We start from the raw sequence: 14,303 nt of genomic DNA on the forward strand, positions 1-14,303 counted from the left end.
AACATGAAAATCGTTGATAAAGTAAAAAGCAATCAAAAGCTGATGCGTTTCATTGAAACAACGCAAAATAGAATAACCGATTCAGAAATGGGGACTACATCAGTCGTTGTGGCCTACTATTTATTGCTTTCACTTTTCCCGTTAATGATTGCGCTGGGGAATCTGTTGCCTTATTTATCAATTGATCCGAACACGGTTTTATCTTATGTACAGGAATTGATCCCGAATCAAATCTATGATTTTATCGGACCAGCGATCGAAAACCTCCTCACCACAAGCTCTGGTGGATTGTTGTCGATCTCCGCTTTAGCGGCCTTGTGGTCGGCGAGTCAAAGTATCAATGCCTTGCAAATTGCGATGAACAAAGCCTTCGGTGTGGACCAGCGTTCCAATTTTATCGTGGTGCGCGCAGTATCATTTGTGATCATCCTGCTCTTTATGATTGCGATCGTTGGTGTTACGATGGTATTTGGGCTTGGAAAAATCATTCTTGATTTTTTGCAGCCGATTTTTAAGTTTCAAGACAATCTGATCGATACGTTCCAAACAGTCAAATGGCCAGTCACGATCGTTGCTTTGCTGTTCATCATGATGCTGATCTATTGGTTAGTCCCTAATGCGAAGGTCAAGTTGCGTTCGACTTTGCCGGGGGCGATCTTTGCAACGATTGGCTGGATGTTGTTGTCACAAGTGTTTGGCTTATACGCCCGTTACTTTGCTGCGAAAATCATTGGCTATCAAATTATTGGAAGTTTTATTGTTTTAATGATCTGGTTGAATCTTGCTGCGACGATTATTATCTTGGGTGGAATCATCAACGCAGTGGTAGAAGAGTATGTATCGGGACAAGAGATCAAAGAACGAACAGATCCTGTTCAGCGGATTTCTTCGAAAATCGAGGATACATTTACCAATAAAGAGAAATAACGGAAAGCGAGAATAAACGATGGATTTTGCATTCAAATTTGTAATGCGCTTATTTATAACAATGATCGTGTCTTTAATCCTAACACCGATCATTAAATTGATTTCTTTTAAGATCGGCGCAGTCGATCGACCAGGAGATCGCCGAATCAACACCAAAACAATGCCGACCGCAGGGGGATTAAGCATCTTCCTCTCCTTCTCTTTTGCATTGCTTTGGGAATTTCGCGCAATGATTCCTTTTGACTACGTCTGGCCGATGCTTTTAGGGGCAGCCATCGTCGTAGTTACTGGATTATTGGATGATATCTTCGAGTTGACCCCTATGCAAAAAACGCTAGGCTTGACGTTAGCGGCTTTGGAGATCTATTTTGTTGCCGGCATCAAAATCAGTACGGTTTCGATCCCTTATCTTGGGGTTTTTGATTTGGGGTGGCTTGGACTGCCTATGACCATCCTGTGGATTTTGGCGATCACGAATGCAGTCAACTTGATTGATGGTTTGGATGGTCTAGCGAGTGGGGTCTCTATTATCAGTCTGACGACCATTGGGATCATCAGTTACTTCTTTTTACCGAATTCAGTTGAAGTACCGATGGTGATCTTTACGCTGATCGCTGCGATCGTTGGCTTTTTTCCTTATAATTTTTATCCAGCCACGATTTTTTTAGGGGACACTGGGGCACTTTTTCTAGGTTTCATGATCTCCGTCCTATCGTTGCAAGGCTTAAAAAATGCGACCTTCATTACAGTGATCACCCCAATGTTGATTTTAGGGGTACCCATTACCGATACCGTCTATGCCATGATTCGTAGAAAATTCAATAAACAAAAGATCTCTTCAGCAGATAAGATGCACTTGCATCATCGCTTACTTTCATTAGGGTTTACCCACCGTGGCACGGTCTTGACAATCTATGCCTTGGCGATGGTGTTTTCATTTATTGCGTTATTGATGAATTATGCCAGCAACACCGCAATCATTTTACTGATCATCAGTACAGGATTCGGTATTGAATTGTTTATCGAATTGATTGGTTTGGTAGGAGAAAATCGGCAACCATTGATGTGTGCACTGAAATTCCTGGGAAACCGTCGATTTAGGCAAAAAGTCCTCATGGCGCGGGCAGAAAAAAGACAAGACAAGCAAGAAGAGAGAAGCGAGGATTTGGATTTGGCTTCCAGTGCTTCTCAAATCAAAGAAAAGCGACGAAAGAGAAAACATTACCAAGCAAAACACAAAAAATAAACGATACAATTGCGGCATAAGAGCCTAACAGGTGAAGCGAATGTGATTGATCATTGAAGAAAAGACAGGAGCAGCCAGTGCTTCTCCTAGTACTTTCTCTCACGATCAGCTGACCATGATTCAATCAACCCGTTGGCCCTTCTTGCCGCTTTTTATTTGTGTAAAACGGCCCGGCATAAAATAAATTCCTACTGAATCCTTCCGTCTTGAATTGACGGATCTAGCCCATAACGGCTATACTTAAAAAGAGTAGCAGACTAATCAAAGAAAGAAGGATATGAACGAATGCCAAATGTGAAACAAATAACCTCAGAAAAAATGGGGACGATTTATGAGCTTTCTAATGATAGCGGTACCATCGTAAGACTAAGTCCTGAAGGCGCACGCTTATTGGATTGGGTCGTTCCAGTAGAAGAAGGCCGCGACATCGTGGTCGGTTTTGATACGATCGAAGGACATCGCCAAGCACGTTATTATGGCGCAACGATCGGCCCTGTGGCAGGAAGGATCGCCGGTACTCGCTTTGAGATCGACGGACAAGAATACCAAACGGAAGACAATGATGGTGGCAATACGCTTCATGGCGGTTCCAAGGGACTTGACACCGATATCTGGATCGCTGAAACCTTTGAGGAAGCAGACAATGTCGGCGTGATTTTTACTACCACACGGCAAGATGGCGATGGCGGCTTCCCGGGAAATGTTCGTTATCAAGTCACTTATACGTTGACGAATGACAATGAACTATTGCTTGCTTATGATGCCAACACAGACAAAGCGACTTTATTTAACCCAACGAACCACGGTTATTTCAATTTGACAGGTGATACGCAACAGCCGATCGATGACCACTTGGTTCAAATCAATGCCGAACATGTGGCTGAAACGAATGACGATGTGACGACCACCGGTGAAAAAACGCCTGTCGCAGGCACAAAATTTGATTTTAGACAAGAACGCCCGATGGGAACGACGATGTTGGATGATCCGTTCTTATTGGATCATGGGCAAGAATGGGATCTGAAAGTAACCAGTCCCGATCAAAAAGTGCAGCTGACTGTAACCACCGACCGTCCTGCTGTTGTTATTTATACGACGGGTGAAGGAGAAGCTGGTGCACCAATGAAGACCGGTCCTTTTGCCAATCATGGCGGGATGGCGATCGAAACACAAGGTGTTCCTGGCTCTGAAAAATTTCCCCACTTTGGTGAGATCGTACTGCGCCCAGAAGAACCCTTCCACTCTGTGACGACGTATCAGGTCCACTTTTAAGCATAGGAACCAAATCATTTTTAATTAAATAGAAAAAAGCATTGTCAAAACGTAGAAAGTTTGGCGATGCTTTTTTTTGACAAAATCCGATTACAGATGTAAACTTAAAAATGTGAATCACTTATGAAAGGAAGTGGACAAATGCAATCTGTGGTCGAACCAATCAAAATCAGCGATTCTGAATGGGAAGTCATGCGTGTGATCTGGACATTAGGACAATCCGACGCGAAAGAGATCACCGCTTTATTGAGCGAAAATAAAAATTGGAAAGCAGCGACAGTCAAGACGCTTTTAGGACGACTCGTCAAAAAAGGCGTATTGAAAACAGAAAGCCAAGGAAAAAAATTTGTTTATTCGCCGCTTGTTTCCGAAGAAGCAACCGTTCGCAGCGCAGCTGAGAATCTTTTTTCTCATATTTGTGCCAAAAAAGTTGGGCAGACATTAGCGGAAATGATCCAAGAAGCAGCATTGACGGCAGAAGATTTGGCGATGCTCCAAACAGCAGTCGACCAAAAAGTGCCAGTAGCAGCGATTTCGTGTAATTGTATTCCTGGTCAGTGCCAATGCAAAACCCATGCAACAAAATAAGTAGCCAACGAACTGTTAAAAGAAATGAGGAATCGTAATGAAAAAAAACATGCAAATCAGCGGAATGAATTGTGCCCATTGTGCCGCAAAAGTTGAAAAAGCGCTTAGTGAAGTACCGGGTGTGAAAAAAGCCAAAGTGGACTTGAAAAAAGCTCGCGGAACAGTCAAGTTTGACGAGTCGCAAGTGACAGAAACAGCCTTAGTCAATGCGGTCACCGAAGCGGGTTATCAAGGGGTATTTGAGTAAGCAATGGAATTGCTAAAGTGAAAATGAAAAATCAAAACAAATGAAAAGTGTCCAGCCGCTTGAAGCTTTTGTATGAAGGAGCAAGACTGTGCGCACATGCAATGAAATAGGAAGGGGAATACTAGGATGAATCAGAAAAAAACGTCACCTGCAGAGAATCGTCAGACGTCAAGCCATCATAGGCATGAACCTAGGAATGAGCAGGATAATGGTACACAGGGACAAGAGCAACCTGCGCAATCACAGGTGGCAGAAGTCCCTGAGCCTAGCCATCAGATGAATGGGATGGATCATCACAGGGCGACATCAAAACAGCAGAAGCATGAAAACGCCGATAGTAACCATGCTCACATGGATCATAAGGATTCCAGTATGGACCATAGCCACATGGATCATGAGATGTCTGGCATGGATCACAGTCACATGGATCATGAGATGTCTGGCATGGATCACGGCCACAAGGACCATGAGATGTCTGGCATGAATCATAGTCACATGAATCATGAGATGTCTGGTATGGATCATAGTCATATGGATCATGGAATGGGTGGCATGGATCATAGTATGCATATGGGAAATTTTAAGCAAAAGTTTTGGCTATCCTTGATTTTGGCGATTCCAATCGTCATTTTATCACCAATGATGGGCATCGAATTGCCCTTTCAGTTCACGTTTCCTGGCTCAGATTGGGTCGTATTGCTTTTAGGAACGATTCTGTTTTTTTATGGCGGGCAGCCGTTTTTAAGTGGTGCGAAAATGGAATTGAAACAAAAAAGCCCAGCCATGATGACGTTGATTGCTATGGGGATCACGGTTTCTTATTTTTATAGTCTTTACGCGTTTATCGCCAATCATTTTCTTGCTGTTCCTCATGTAATGGATTTCTTCTGGGAACTAGCGACTCTGATCGTGATCATGTTGTTGGGGCATTGGATCGAGATGAATGCAGTTTCTAATGCTGGCAATGCATTACAGAAATTAGCAGAACTATTGCCAAAAGAAGTGATTCGGAAAAATGCGGATGGATCAGAAGAACAGATTCCATTAGAAGAAGTGACCAACAAAACACAGTTGATCGTTCGCTCAGGAGATAAGATTCCTACAGACGGAACGATCCTTGAAGGAGAAACAACGATCGATGAGTCGGCAGTTACCGGTGAATCCAGACGGGTACCTAAAACCATCGGCAGTACTGTCATTGGAGGATCTGTCAACGGCAATGGTACCATCACGATGGAAGTCACAGGAACTGGCGAAGACAGCTACTTAGCGAAAGTCATGGAAATGGTGCGAAAAGCCCAAGCTGATAAATCCCGCTTAGAAGCACTTTCGGACAAAGTGGCAAAATGGTTGTTTTATATTGCGTTAGTTGCTGGTGTCTTGGCATTTGCTGTGTGGCTGTTTGTTGCTGACCTACCGACTGCTCTTGATCGAATGGTCACGGTATTCGTCATTGCCTGTCCCCATGCGTTAGGCCTAGCGATTCCCCTCGTGGTGGCTCGTTCAACATCGATCGCTGCCAAAAATGGCTTGCTCTTAAAAAATCGCAACGCACTGGAGAATGCGCATCATGTTGATTACCTGATCCTCGATAAGACCGGTACGTTAACAGAAGGAACGTTTACCGTAACTGGCATCGAGGCGACAGGTAGCCTTTCTGCATCAGAAGTACTCGCTTACCTAGCAGGTCTTGAGAAAACCGCCAATCATCCGATCGCAGAAGGCATTTTAGCCCAAGCTGAAAAGGAAAACATCACGGCCAAAAAGGCGACTGATGTTCAAACAAGGACGGGGATTGGTCTGGAAGGCGTGATCGATGGACAGAAGTGGTTGATCGTCAATCAAAAAGGATTGGAGCAATTAACCATTCAATATCAAGGGAACTCTTTGAAAAATTATCAAGAACAGGGCAATACCATCAGCTATTTGGTTCATGACGGCAAAGTGGAAGGGATCGTCGCATTAGGGGATAAGGTGAAACCAGAAGCGAGTCAATTTATTCAAAAAGTGAAAGAATTAGGCATCACGCCAGTTATGGCTACTGGGGACAACCAAGCAGCGGCGCAAGCCGTAGCCGATTACCTAGGAATCGAAGCCTCCCACGCGGCAATGTTGCCGGACGATAAAGAACGTCTAGTCAGTGACTATGTCAAAGAGGGCAAGCGCGTCGTAATGGTAGGCGATGGGATCAATGACGCCCCAAGTCTTGCAAGAGCGACGATCGGGATTGCGATCGGAGCGGGTACCGATGTAGCGATCGATTCAGCCGATGTCGTTTTGACGAATAGCGAACCTCAAGACATCTTGCACTTCTTGACTTTGGCGAAAAAAACACGGCGCAAGATGATTCAAAATCTCTGGTGGGGCGCAGGATACAATATTTTTGCCATTCCTTTGGCAGCTGGCGTCCTCGCACCGATCGGAATCATTTTGAACCCAGCAGTCGGAGCTGTCTTGATGTCTATGAGCACGATCATCGTTGCCATCAATGCAATGACCTTATCAATTGAAAAAAGCGGCGATTAGCCGCTTTTTTGTTTCTTTTCCTAGGAGCAGTGAAATACCTCTATAATCTGCTTCTGGATTTATGCTATAATGTGTTCGTTGAGACAAGGAGGACGTTGATTATGGAACTGAAGAAGTTGGATGTTCCCACTACTTCAATTACTGAAGTAAAAAAATCTCCGATGGATGTATTTAATCAAGCGCGAGAAGCAGGAACAGCAGTATATGTATTCAATCGTGAAAAAGTGGCGGGGGTCATGTTGACACAAGAACAGTATGAAACGTTATTGCAGGAATTAGATTATTTGCGTCAGCGACCGCTGATGGAAGAAGAACCCGAACAGCCCCCAGTGGCAGGGCTAGAGGAATTCTTACAAATCATGCGACAAGCACTGATCACCGGTGCCAGCATCTCGGCAAAAAATTTAGATGAGCGGATGGTGGCGTTAGGCTTCATCACTCGTAAAACAGGTTTTGGCGGTGTCGTCGATATGGTGAACGAATTGAAAGAAACAGGCAAGATTGTTTATCAGTTGCGCAAAAAACAAGACGGCAAATCGGTGACTGCTGAAGTCATTGGGGAACAAGACAATCAAACGCAATTATTTGATAAATTGATCATCAAAAAAATCTTTCTAAAAGAAAAATAAACGCTGGAACTTGTCCCAGCGTTTCAGACAGTAGACAAAGTACGGGTGTTTTCGTACTTTGTCTTTTTTTTGTAAAAAAATGGAGCTTTTTGACTTTTTAACACTGTGAAAGATACTGTCCATCCAACCAACAAAAGTTCCATCCAGTTACAGACTAGGTTTTAAGTCAGCCAGTAAGTTTTCCCGTCTTTCGTCCGTTGCATAAATCCGTATTCGATCAAATAACGTCGGACAGTGACGTAATCGGTGATCGCTTGTTTTAATACATCGTTGACGGCAGCTTCTGAATAATTTTTCTTCGGATCAAATTTTTGTGCCAGTACACTCAAGACAACGATCTTGCGCTTTTCTTTGCTGGGAAACTGTTTGATAAACCCCGTTTCATCAAAATAAGTAGCAATGATCTTTTCTCTTTCACTAGCCGTAATGGCATAGCGATCATCAAGCATCGTTGCCCCTTTGTGAGGCGGCAGCAACGGGGGATCTTGCAACAAGGACATGATACTTAGAAAAACAGTCGCTTGTCGCTGCTTTTCTTTTAGTTTAAAGCGATGATTCCTGACAGTCGAAGAAGAGATACCTAAGCGCTGGGCAATCACAGTATCGCTAACATCTTGAGCAAACAATTGTAAAATCTCCTGTTGGCTCTCTGATAAGCCTGTTTGTTCTTTGGGTAAAGCCAACAATGCGGATAAAACGGTTCCGTGATGCTCATTGATATGCTGTATCATTCGTTTTTTTGCCGTAAAAAAGGCGCCATCAACGGGATAGATTTCTTCTTTGTCGAAGGTCTCCTGACAAAATACGCAACAATAATCCGTTGTTGTTTCGACATATCCTTGCTGGTAATCAGAAATGGTAAACTCTTGATAAGGTTTCATTTTAGGTTCTCCTTTTATTGTTTATATATATGCTAACATAATTTGATTTTGTTTGTAAATAAGTAAATGAATTTATCGTTAGTAGATTAATTTCATCCGTTGCTTAAAATCGTCGCCTTTTTGTGTTAGGATTAACAACAATAGCGAATGAATTTGCTTAATTCAAAGGAGTGATACTATGGCAGACGTAAGCCAACGCTTCAATCACGAAGTGTACAATATAGCTGTTTCATTGATTCGTAAATTTGATGAACGGGTTTCTTCAATTCCTGATATTTTAAAGTTAACGTTAGGCGAGCCGGATTTCAACACACCGGAGCACGTGAAAAAATCGGGTGTCCAAGCAATTGAACAAAATTTCAGCCACTATTCTGGAATGGCAGGCTTAGCAGATGTTCGGCAAGCAGCCAGTCTCTTTTTGAAAAATAAATATCAGCTTGATTACGACTTTCAATCAGAAGTATTAGTGACGATCGGTGCAACGGAAGCAATCTCAGCTTCGTTATTAGCCACGCTGGAACCTGGTGATAAAGTAATTCTACCAGCACCAATTTATCCAGGCTATGAACCAGTCATCCATTTAGCTCATGCCCAACCGATTTATCTTGATACGACGAACAATGACTTTGTTTTAGCGCCAGAAGTTTTAGAAGCAGCCTTAAAAGAACATGGGGAACAAGTCAAGGCAGTCATTTTGAATTATCCCAGCAATCCAACAGGGGTCGTTTATACCCGAGAACAAGTCAAAGCATTGGCAGAAGTTTTAGAAAAATACCCCGTTTTTGTTATTAGCGATGAAATTTATAGTGAGTTGACTTATGATGAAACCCATGTATCCATTGCCGAATACTTGCGTGACCAAACGATCGTGATCAACGGCTTGTCGAAATCTCACGCGATGACTGGGTGGCGCGTCGGCTTCATTTTTGCACCAGAAGCCTTGACTGCTCAGATCATTAAGGTCCACCAATACTTAGTGACTGCGGCATCAACGATTTCTCAAAAAGCCGCAGTGCGGGCATTGATCGAAGGCATCAATGATGCAGAAGTCATGAAAGCCGATTACCGTGAACGCCGAGATTACTTGTTTGAAAAAATGACTGCCCTTGGTTTTGAAATGGCGAAGCCATCTGGTGCATTCTACATTTTTGCCAAAATACCAGCAGGTTTCAACCAAGATTCAATGGCTTTTTGTGTCGACTTAGCCGAAAAGAATCAATTAGCAATCATCCCGGGTATCGCCTTTGGTCCCGAAGCAGAAGGCTATGTTCGTTTAAGCTATGCGGCAAGTATGGAAAACTTGGTGGAAGCGATGGATCGCTTGACACGCTATATGCAAAGCAATTGATTCTACAAACGTTTCTTTCGTTTTTAGATAAAGTAAGCCCCCTCTGATGGATGCAGCGGGGGCTTTTTTAGGCAATCGACGAACTTTACAAAAGATTTACATCGCTTTATCGATTCTTTACATGAAATCCATCAAGGGTTTACACCGCCTTGCTAAACTAAGCATATAACGAAAGGAGATTTACTAAATGAAAAAATTGGGACTTTTATTTTTTGCAACTGGTTTATTATTAGCTGGCTGTGGGAGCGGTGGCGCAAGCACTGAGAGCAGTCAAGCATCAGGCGGATCTTCATCAGGTGCCGCATCAAATGAAAATGTAGAAATTTTAGCGGTAGGCTCAACTGCATTGCAACCCTTGGTTGAAGCAGCAGGTGAAAGCTTCTCAGCAGACAATCCCAATTATACAATTACTGTTCAAGGTGGCGGTAGCGGAACTGGCTTAAGTCAAGTAGAAGCAGGCGCTGTGACGATCGGTAATTCCGATGTTTTTGCGGATGAAAAAGATGGTGTGGATGCCAGCAAATTAGTTGACCATAAAGTAGCTGTAGTTGGTATGGCACCAGTGGTGAATAAAGACGCAGGCGTTACGGATCTTAGCCAACAAGATTTAATCGATATCTTTACAGGCAAAGTGAAGAATTGGTCTGAACTAGGTGGAGCAGATCAAGAAATCTCTGTAATCAACCGCGCATCAGGCAGCGGTACGAGAGCGACCTTTGAAAAATGGGGCTTAGATGGTGCAGAGACGATCCAAACACAAGAACAAGATTCTTCTGGAACAGTCCGTAAAATTGTTGCTGAAACACCAGGAGCAATCAGCTACCTTGCTTTATCCTATTTGGACGATTCGATCCAAGCGCTATCTCTTGATGGGGTAGAAGCGACTCCTGAAAATATTGCAGATAACAAATGGCCAATCTGGTCTTACGAGCATATGTACACGAACGGCGAGCCAGATGCTAACGTCAAAGCCTTTCTTGATTACATCATGACAGACGATGTCCAACAAGGAATCGTTATCGAATTAGGATATTTGCCAATCACTGATATGAAAGTAGAACGCAGTGTAGACGGCGAAGTAACGAATGTTGAATAGTGAAATGACCGAAGAAGGAGAATGCTCCTTCTTTTTTTTGTTTAAAGCATCAAGAAGATGGTATTGGCTGGTGCTTCATTAGGTAATGAAAAACAATGACAAAAACAGCCGATAACAATTATTCACCTGTTATCGGCTGTTTTTTATCAATAATCATCTTTTTCATGAAGTGGCAAAGTCACCGTAAAGGTAGAACCAATTTTGGGGAAACTGTCAACCTTGATGCTGCCGCCTAATAATTTGGTATAGTCTTTGACGATAGCCAGTCCGAGTCCAGTGCCGCCAGAATTGCGGGCGCGGGCTTTGTCTACCCGATAAAACCGTTCAAAAATCCGTTCTTGATCTTCTTCATCGATGCCGATGCCTTGATCCTGCACTTGGAATAGCAGCTGGTCATCTTGCTCGGAAAAGGATAATTTGATGGTTCCATCAGGTTTTGAATAGGTGACCGCATTTTCAACTAGATTTTTTATGATGGGCTGCAGCAGCTCTTTTTTGGTAGACAAAATGTAGTGTTCTGGTCCTTCAAATTGAAAGGTCAATTGCTTCTTAGCAGCTGCGGGACCATAGGTTTGAAGGACTTGTTGCAGCAGTTCGGAAAAGTCGATTGGCTGATTGATATACTGGAAAGAATCGCTGTCTTGAGACAATTGGATGATATCTTGTATTAGATTTTTCAAGCGATAGGCATCTTTTTGGATGATCTCCAGAAAGGTTTGTAATGTCTCAGGATCTTCTTTGGCACCGTCCAGCAATGTTTCAGTAAACCCGATCAAGGAAGTTACCGGCGTTTTTAATTCATGGGAAACATTGCCGACAAAATCTTTTTGCATCTTTTCTAATTGTCTGATGCGCGTCAAGTCATAGGAAATACCAATCAACTGGTTTTCTTGGAAACTCCGCAAGGTAACATCCAGGACTTTTGAACGTTCTCCGCTAAGGGTAGTCTCCGCATGGAAAATAGGGGTCTCGTCATTAAATTGATAGATCAACTGGATCAATTGTGTGTCATGAATCACTTCAGTAAAAGGTTGCGGCAAGGTGGGCACAGTTTCCATCCCCAACTGATCTTGCATCGTCGGATTCAACAGCAGCAGTTGATTTTCTTCATTGATGATAAAGACACCGATCATCAATTCACTGAGCAATCCGTAAAGTTGTTGTTCAGATGCTGCATAGGCACGATAGGTCTGGCTCATTTGTTCGCTCAGCTGATTGATCAGTTGATACAACTCATCATGTTCAGGTGTTTCTTGCATAATGATTGCTTGTTGATCGGGCGAGCTGATCATTTTCTTTACGACGGGCAGAATCGTTTGGATCGGACGATTCCGCTGACGCAAGGTATGGAAAATCAGTAGGCTGATCAAGAAACAAAAGACAAGATAGACAATCAAGATCGACTGCTTAATTCCTTGGTTTTTTGCAAAAAAAGCAGCAGTCGGTTCGGCGATTCGTAAGATTTGCGTCAGATTTCCTTCCTCTTTGACAGGGACTGCCACGTAGAGCAATTCTTCATGTAAAGTATCACTTTCCCTCAGAGACTGACCGACGGCGCTTCCGCGCAAAACGGCTTGGACTTCTGGACGATCGGAGCGGTTTTCATGCAGTGTATGATCATAGGTATCGAAAATAATCTGACCTTGATCATCTAACAAAGTGATGCGACTATTGCTATCTTCCACATAGGTATCTGCAAATTGTTCGAGCGCTGCGGTTTGGTTATCTGAGAGATTCAAAAAAACGGTAGCTTTTTCTTGAAGGAAATCCACTTGTTGAGCAATGACTTGTTGACGGTAAAAACTGCTAAGAACTTGCCAGCTTAGAAAAAAAATCAGCAATAGGCCAATCGACCATAAACCATAGCCATAGCGTTTTTTCATTAGACTGGCTCCTGAAATTTATACCCGAATCCCCGAACCGTTACTAAGTATTCCGGCCGTTTTGGATCAGCTTCCAATTTTTCTCTTAAATGACTGATGTGAACATCCACGATGCGACTTTGTCCATCAAAGTCGAAGTTCCAAATGCGATTGAGCAAGGTATCGCGATCGATCACGCGGCCTTTTCGTTTCATAAAGTAAACTAGCAGCTCGAATTCTTTTGGCGTTAGGAAGATTTTCTCACCATCCACACTGACTTGGAAATTCGTCAGGTCTGTTTGGATCCCACCGACTTGCAGAATCTCTGCAGGTTGATCTTCTTCTCGTGTTTGTTGACGGGGTTCTAAACGACGGAAGATGGCTTTCATTCGAGCCAATACTTCTCGAGGGCTGAAAGGCTTCGTCAAATAGTCATCGGCGCCGATTTCTAAGCCTAAGATCCGATCGATTGGATCATCTTTTGCGGTCAAAACGAGAATCGGGGTCTCGATTTTTTCTTGGCGCAATTTCTTCGTGATCTCGATACCGTCCATATTTGGCAGCATGACATCTAAGATGATAAAGTCAAAAGGCTTAGACAAAGCTAATTCGTAAGCTTTTTTTCCATCTGCGGCTGAGACGACTTGGTAGCCTTCTTTTTCTAAATTAAAGGTTAAAAGTGTGACGATGGAAGGTTCATCATCGACAACGAGAATTTTTTTCATGATACACTCCTTTCGTTTCTTTTTTTCAAGAAACGATTAAATTTCAACGAACAAGTCCTATTTTAGCATGAATAGACAATTGGTACTATTGCAACCACTAAATAAATGCTATAATAAAGGACGATTTCATAGGAAAGCTGAGGGTGCGAAATGATCGGAATCAGTGCGTGTCTAGGCGGTGCACTTTGCCGCTATGATGGAAAACACCAAGCAGTGCCACAATTGATCGAACTGGTAAGAGCAGGTCAAGCCATGATGGTCTGTCCAGAAGTTCTTGGCGGTTTGCCGATCCCACGGGAACCGGCCGAAATCGTCGGTGGTGATGGGGTGGATGTTTGGGCACAACGGGCGAAGGTCGTCACCATCTCAGGAGAAGACGTGACCGAAGAGTTTACTACCGGCGCGAAAATTGCTTATCAAAAATTACAAGAGCAAGGCATCACCCAACTGATCCTAAAGGAGAAAAGTCCCTCTTGTGGCAGTCAGACGATTTATGATGGCAATTTTTCTGGAATCAAAAAAACAGGGGTCGGTGTCGCTTGTGCGTATTTTCGACAACAAGGCATGACTGTTTTGTCCGATGTCGAATGGCTTGCAAAACAGGAGGAAGCAAATGGAAATTGAAAAGACCAATCGCATGAATGCGTTGTTTGAGTTTTATTCCACGTTATTGACGGAAAAACAGATGAATTACATGGAATTGTATTACGCAGATGATTTTTCTCTAGGAGAAATCGCTGAAGAGTATCAAGTAAGCCGTCAAGCAGTCTATGACAACATCAAACGCACCGAACGTATTTTAGAAGACTATGAAAAAAAACTACATATGTTTTCGGACTATATCATGCGGGAAGACTTGCTGGATCAGCTAAGCGAGTATACGAAAACTCACTATCCAAAAGACGAAACCTTACAGGGGTTTATTCAACAGCTCCAAGAAATTGAAGAATAAAGGA

14 protein-coding genes are annotated in these 14,303 nt (G+C 43.1%); 11 read left to right on the forward strand and 3 right to left on the reverse strand.

Translation table 11 applies throughout. From position 1 onward, the window contains the following. Positions 1 to 3 precede the first annotated feature (3 nt). From IGI84_RS04235 to IGI84_RS04265, 7 genes are all read left to right on the forward strand, one after another. A complete protein-coding gene (locus IGI84_RS04235; RefSeq protein WP_005237256.1) occupies positions 4 to 927 on the forward strand; it encodes a YihY/virulence factor BrkB family protein in 924 nt (307 codons plus the stop codon). A gap of 19 nt (positions 928 to 946) precedes the next feature. Further along, positions 947 to 2,173 (forward strand): glycosyltransferase family 4 protein, encoded by a 1,227-nt coding sequence (locus IGI84_RS04240; protein ID WP_220427113.1) that lies wholly within the window; start codon positions 947 to 949, stop codon positions 2,171 to 2,173. 285 nt (positions 2,174 to 2,458) lie between these two features. Continuing rightward, positions 2,459 to 3,445: an aldose epimerase family protein gene (locus tag IGI84_RS04245; RefSeq protein WP_142424769.1), complete on the forward strand. Its 987-nt coding sequence runs from the start codon at positions 2,459 to 2,461 to the stop codon at positions 3,443 to 3,445. A gap of 141 nt (positions 3,446 to 3,586) precedes the next feature. Continuing rightward, complete coding sequence (locus tag IGI84_RS04250; RefSeq protein WP_142424768.1) at positions 3,587 to 4,033, forward strand: CopY/TcrY family copper transport repressor; 447 nt, start codon at positions 3,587 to 3,589, stop codon at positions 4,031 to 4,033. 37 nt (positions 4,034 to 4,070) lie between these two features. Continuing rightward, positions 4,071 to 4,280, forward strand: coding sequence for a copper chaperone CopZ (gene copZ, locus IGI84_RS04255; protein WP_005228873.1), 210 nt, complete (start codon positions 4,071 to 4,073; stop codon positions 4,278 to 4,280). A 126-nt stretch (positions 4,281 to 4,406) separates the two neighbouring features. Continuing rightward, a complete protein-coding gene (locus IGI84_RS04260; RefSeq protein ID WP_325123428.1) occupies positions 4,407 to 6,806 on the forward strand; it encodes a heavy metal translocating P-type ATPase in 2,400 nt (799 codons plus the stop codon). Positions 6,807 to 6,907: 101 nt separating this feature from the next. After that, positions 6,908 to 7,435, forward strand: a complete 528-nt coding sequence (locus IGI84_RS04265) for a type II toxin-antitoxin system Phd/YefM family antitoxin (RefSeq protein ID WP_005237249.1) — start codon at positions 6,908 to 6,910, stop codon at positions 7,433 to 7,435. A gap of 161 nt (positions 7,436 to 7,596) precedes the next feature. On the opposite strand, the gene IGI84_RS04270 is transcribed toward IGI84_RS04265, so the two are convergent. Continuing rightward, complete coding sequence (locus tag IGI84_RS04270) at positions 7,597 to 8,316, reverse strand: DUF2087 domain-containing protein (RefSeq protein WP_200126907.1); 720 nt, start codon at positions 8,314 to 8,316, stop codon at positions 7,597 to 7,599. Positions 8,317 to 8,494: 178 nt separating this feature from the next. Here IGI84_RS04270 and IGI84_RS04275 point away from each other — a divergent pair, with 178 nt between their 5' ends. Together IGI84_RS04275 and IGI84_RS04280 are read left to right on the forward strand one after the other, a co-directional pair. Further along, entirely contained in the window at positions 8,495 to 9,664 is a 1,170-nt protein-coding gene (locus IGI84_RS04275) for a pyridoxal phosphate-dependent aminotransferase (RefSeq protein ID WP_096742372.1), read from the forward strand. A 187-nt stretch (positions 9,665 to 9,851) separates the two neighbouring features. Next, positions 9,852 to 10,760, forward strand: coding sequence for a phosphate ABC transporter substrate-binding protein PstS family protein (locus tag IGI84_RS04280; protein WP_016608721.1), 909 nt, complete (start codon positions 9,852 to 9,854; stop codon positions 10,758 to 10,760). Between the two features lie 146 nt (positions 10,761 to 10,906). Here IGI84_RS04280 and pnpS read toward each other — a convergent pair whose 3' ends face one another. After that, positions 10,907 to 12,643 carry a two-component system histidine kinase PnpS gene (gene pnpS / locus IGI84_RS04285; protein ID WP_200126905.1) on the reverse strand — a complete coding sequence of 579 codons (1,737 nt, stop codon included), beginning with the start codon at positions 12,641 to 12,643 and terminating at the stop codon, positions 10,907 to 10,909. Further along, positions 12,643 to 13,347, reverse strand: a complete 705-nt coding sequence (locus IGI84_RS04290) for a response regulator transcription factor (RefSeq protein WP_142425440.1) — start codon at positions 13,345 to 13,347, stop codon at positions 12,643 to 12,645. Before IGI84_RS04290 ends, pnpS begins: the two co-directional genes overlap by 1 nt. A gap of 150 nt (positions 13,348 to 13,497) precedes the next feature. Between IGI84_RS04290 and IGI84_RS04295 the strand changes: the two genes are divergently transcribed. Then, positions 13,498 to 13,971, forward strand: a complete 474-nt coding sequence (locus IGI84_RS04295; protein WP_077453503.1) for a DUF523 domain-containing protein — start codon at positions 13,498 to 13,500, stop codon at positions 13,969 to 13,971. Further along, a complete protein-coding gene (locus IGI84_RS04300) occupies positions 13,961 to 14,299 on the forward strand; it encodes a putative DNA-binding protein (RefSeq protein WP_005228897.1) in 339 nt (112 codons plus the stop codon). The genes IGI84_RS04295 and IGI84_RS04300 overlap by 11 nt, the downstream gene beginning before the upstream one ends. Positions 14,300 to 14,303: the final 4 nt, after the last annotated feature.

Source organism: Enterococcus sp. DIV0008, assembly GCF_050542615.1.
GTDB classification, from domain to species: Bacteria; Bacillota; Bacilli; order Lactobacillales; family Enterococcaceae; genus Enterococcus_D; species Enterococcus_D innesii.

Excerpts from the sequence above, each read along its gene's own strand:
- IGI84_RS04235 (WP_005237256.1), top strand. The coding sequence starts at position 4 with ATGAAAATCGTTGATAAAGTAAAAAGCAATCAAAAGCTGATGCGTTTC.
- IGI84_RS04240 (WP_220427113.1), top strand. The coding sequence starts at position 947 with ATGGATTTTGCATTCAAATTTGTAATGCGCTTATTTATAACAATGATC.
- IGI84_RS04245 (WP_142424769.1), top strand. The coding sequence starts at position 2,459 with ATGCCAAATGTGAAACAAATAACCTCAGAAAAAATGGGGACGATTTAT.
- IGI84_RS04250 (WP_142424768.1), top strand. The coding sequence starts at position 3,587 with ATGCAATCTGTGGTCGAACCAATCAAAATCAGCGATTCTGAATGGGAA.
- copZ (WP_005228873.1), top strand. The coding sequence starts at position 4,071 with ATGAAAAAAAACATGCAAATCAGCGGAATGAATTGTGCCCATTGTGCC.
- IGI84_RS04260 (WP_325123428.1), top strand. The coding sequence starts at position 4,407 with ATGAATCAGAAAAAAACGTCACCTGCAGAGAATCGTCAGACGTCAAGC.
- IGI84_RS04265 (WP_005237249.1), top strand. The coding sequence starts at position 6,908 with ATGGAACTGAAGAAGTTGGATGTTCCCACTACTTCAATTACTGAAGTA.
- IGI84_RS04270 (WP_200126907.1), bottom strand. The coding sequence starts at position 8,316 with ATGAAACCTTATCAAGAGTTTACCATTTCTGATTACCAGCAAGGATAT.
- IGI84_RS04275 (WP_096742372.1), top strand. The coding sequence starts at position 8,495 with ATGGCAGACGTAAGCCAACGCTTCAATCACGAAGTGTACAATATAGCT.
- IGI84_RS04280 (WP_016608721.1), top strand. The coding sequence starts at position 9,852 with ATGAAAAAATTGGGACTTTTATTTTTTGCAACTGGTTTATTATTAGCT.
- pnpS (WP_200126905.1), bottom strand. The coding sequence starts at position 12,643 with ATGAAAAAACGCTATGGCTATGGTTTATGGTCGATTGGCCTATTGCTG.
- IGI84_RS04290 (WP_142425440.1), bottom strand. The coding sequence starts at position 13,347 with ATGAAAAAAATTCTCGTTGTCGATGATGAACCTTCCATCGTCACACTT.
- IGI84_RS04295 (WP_077453503.1), top strand. The coding sequence starts at position 13,498 with ATGATCGGAATCAGTGCGTGTCTAGGCGGTGCACTTTGCCGCTATGAT.
- IGI84_RS04300 (WP_005228897.1), top strand. The coding sequence starts at position 13,961 with ATGGAAATTGAAAAGACCAATCGCATGAATGCGTTGTTTGAGTTTTAT.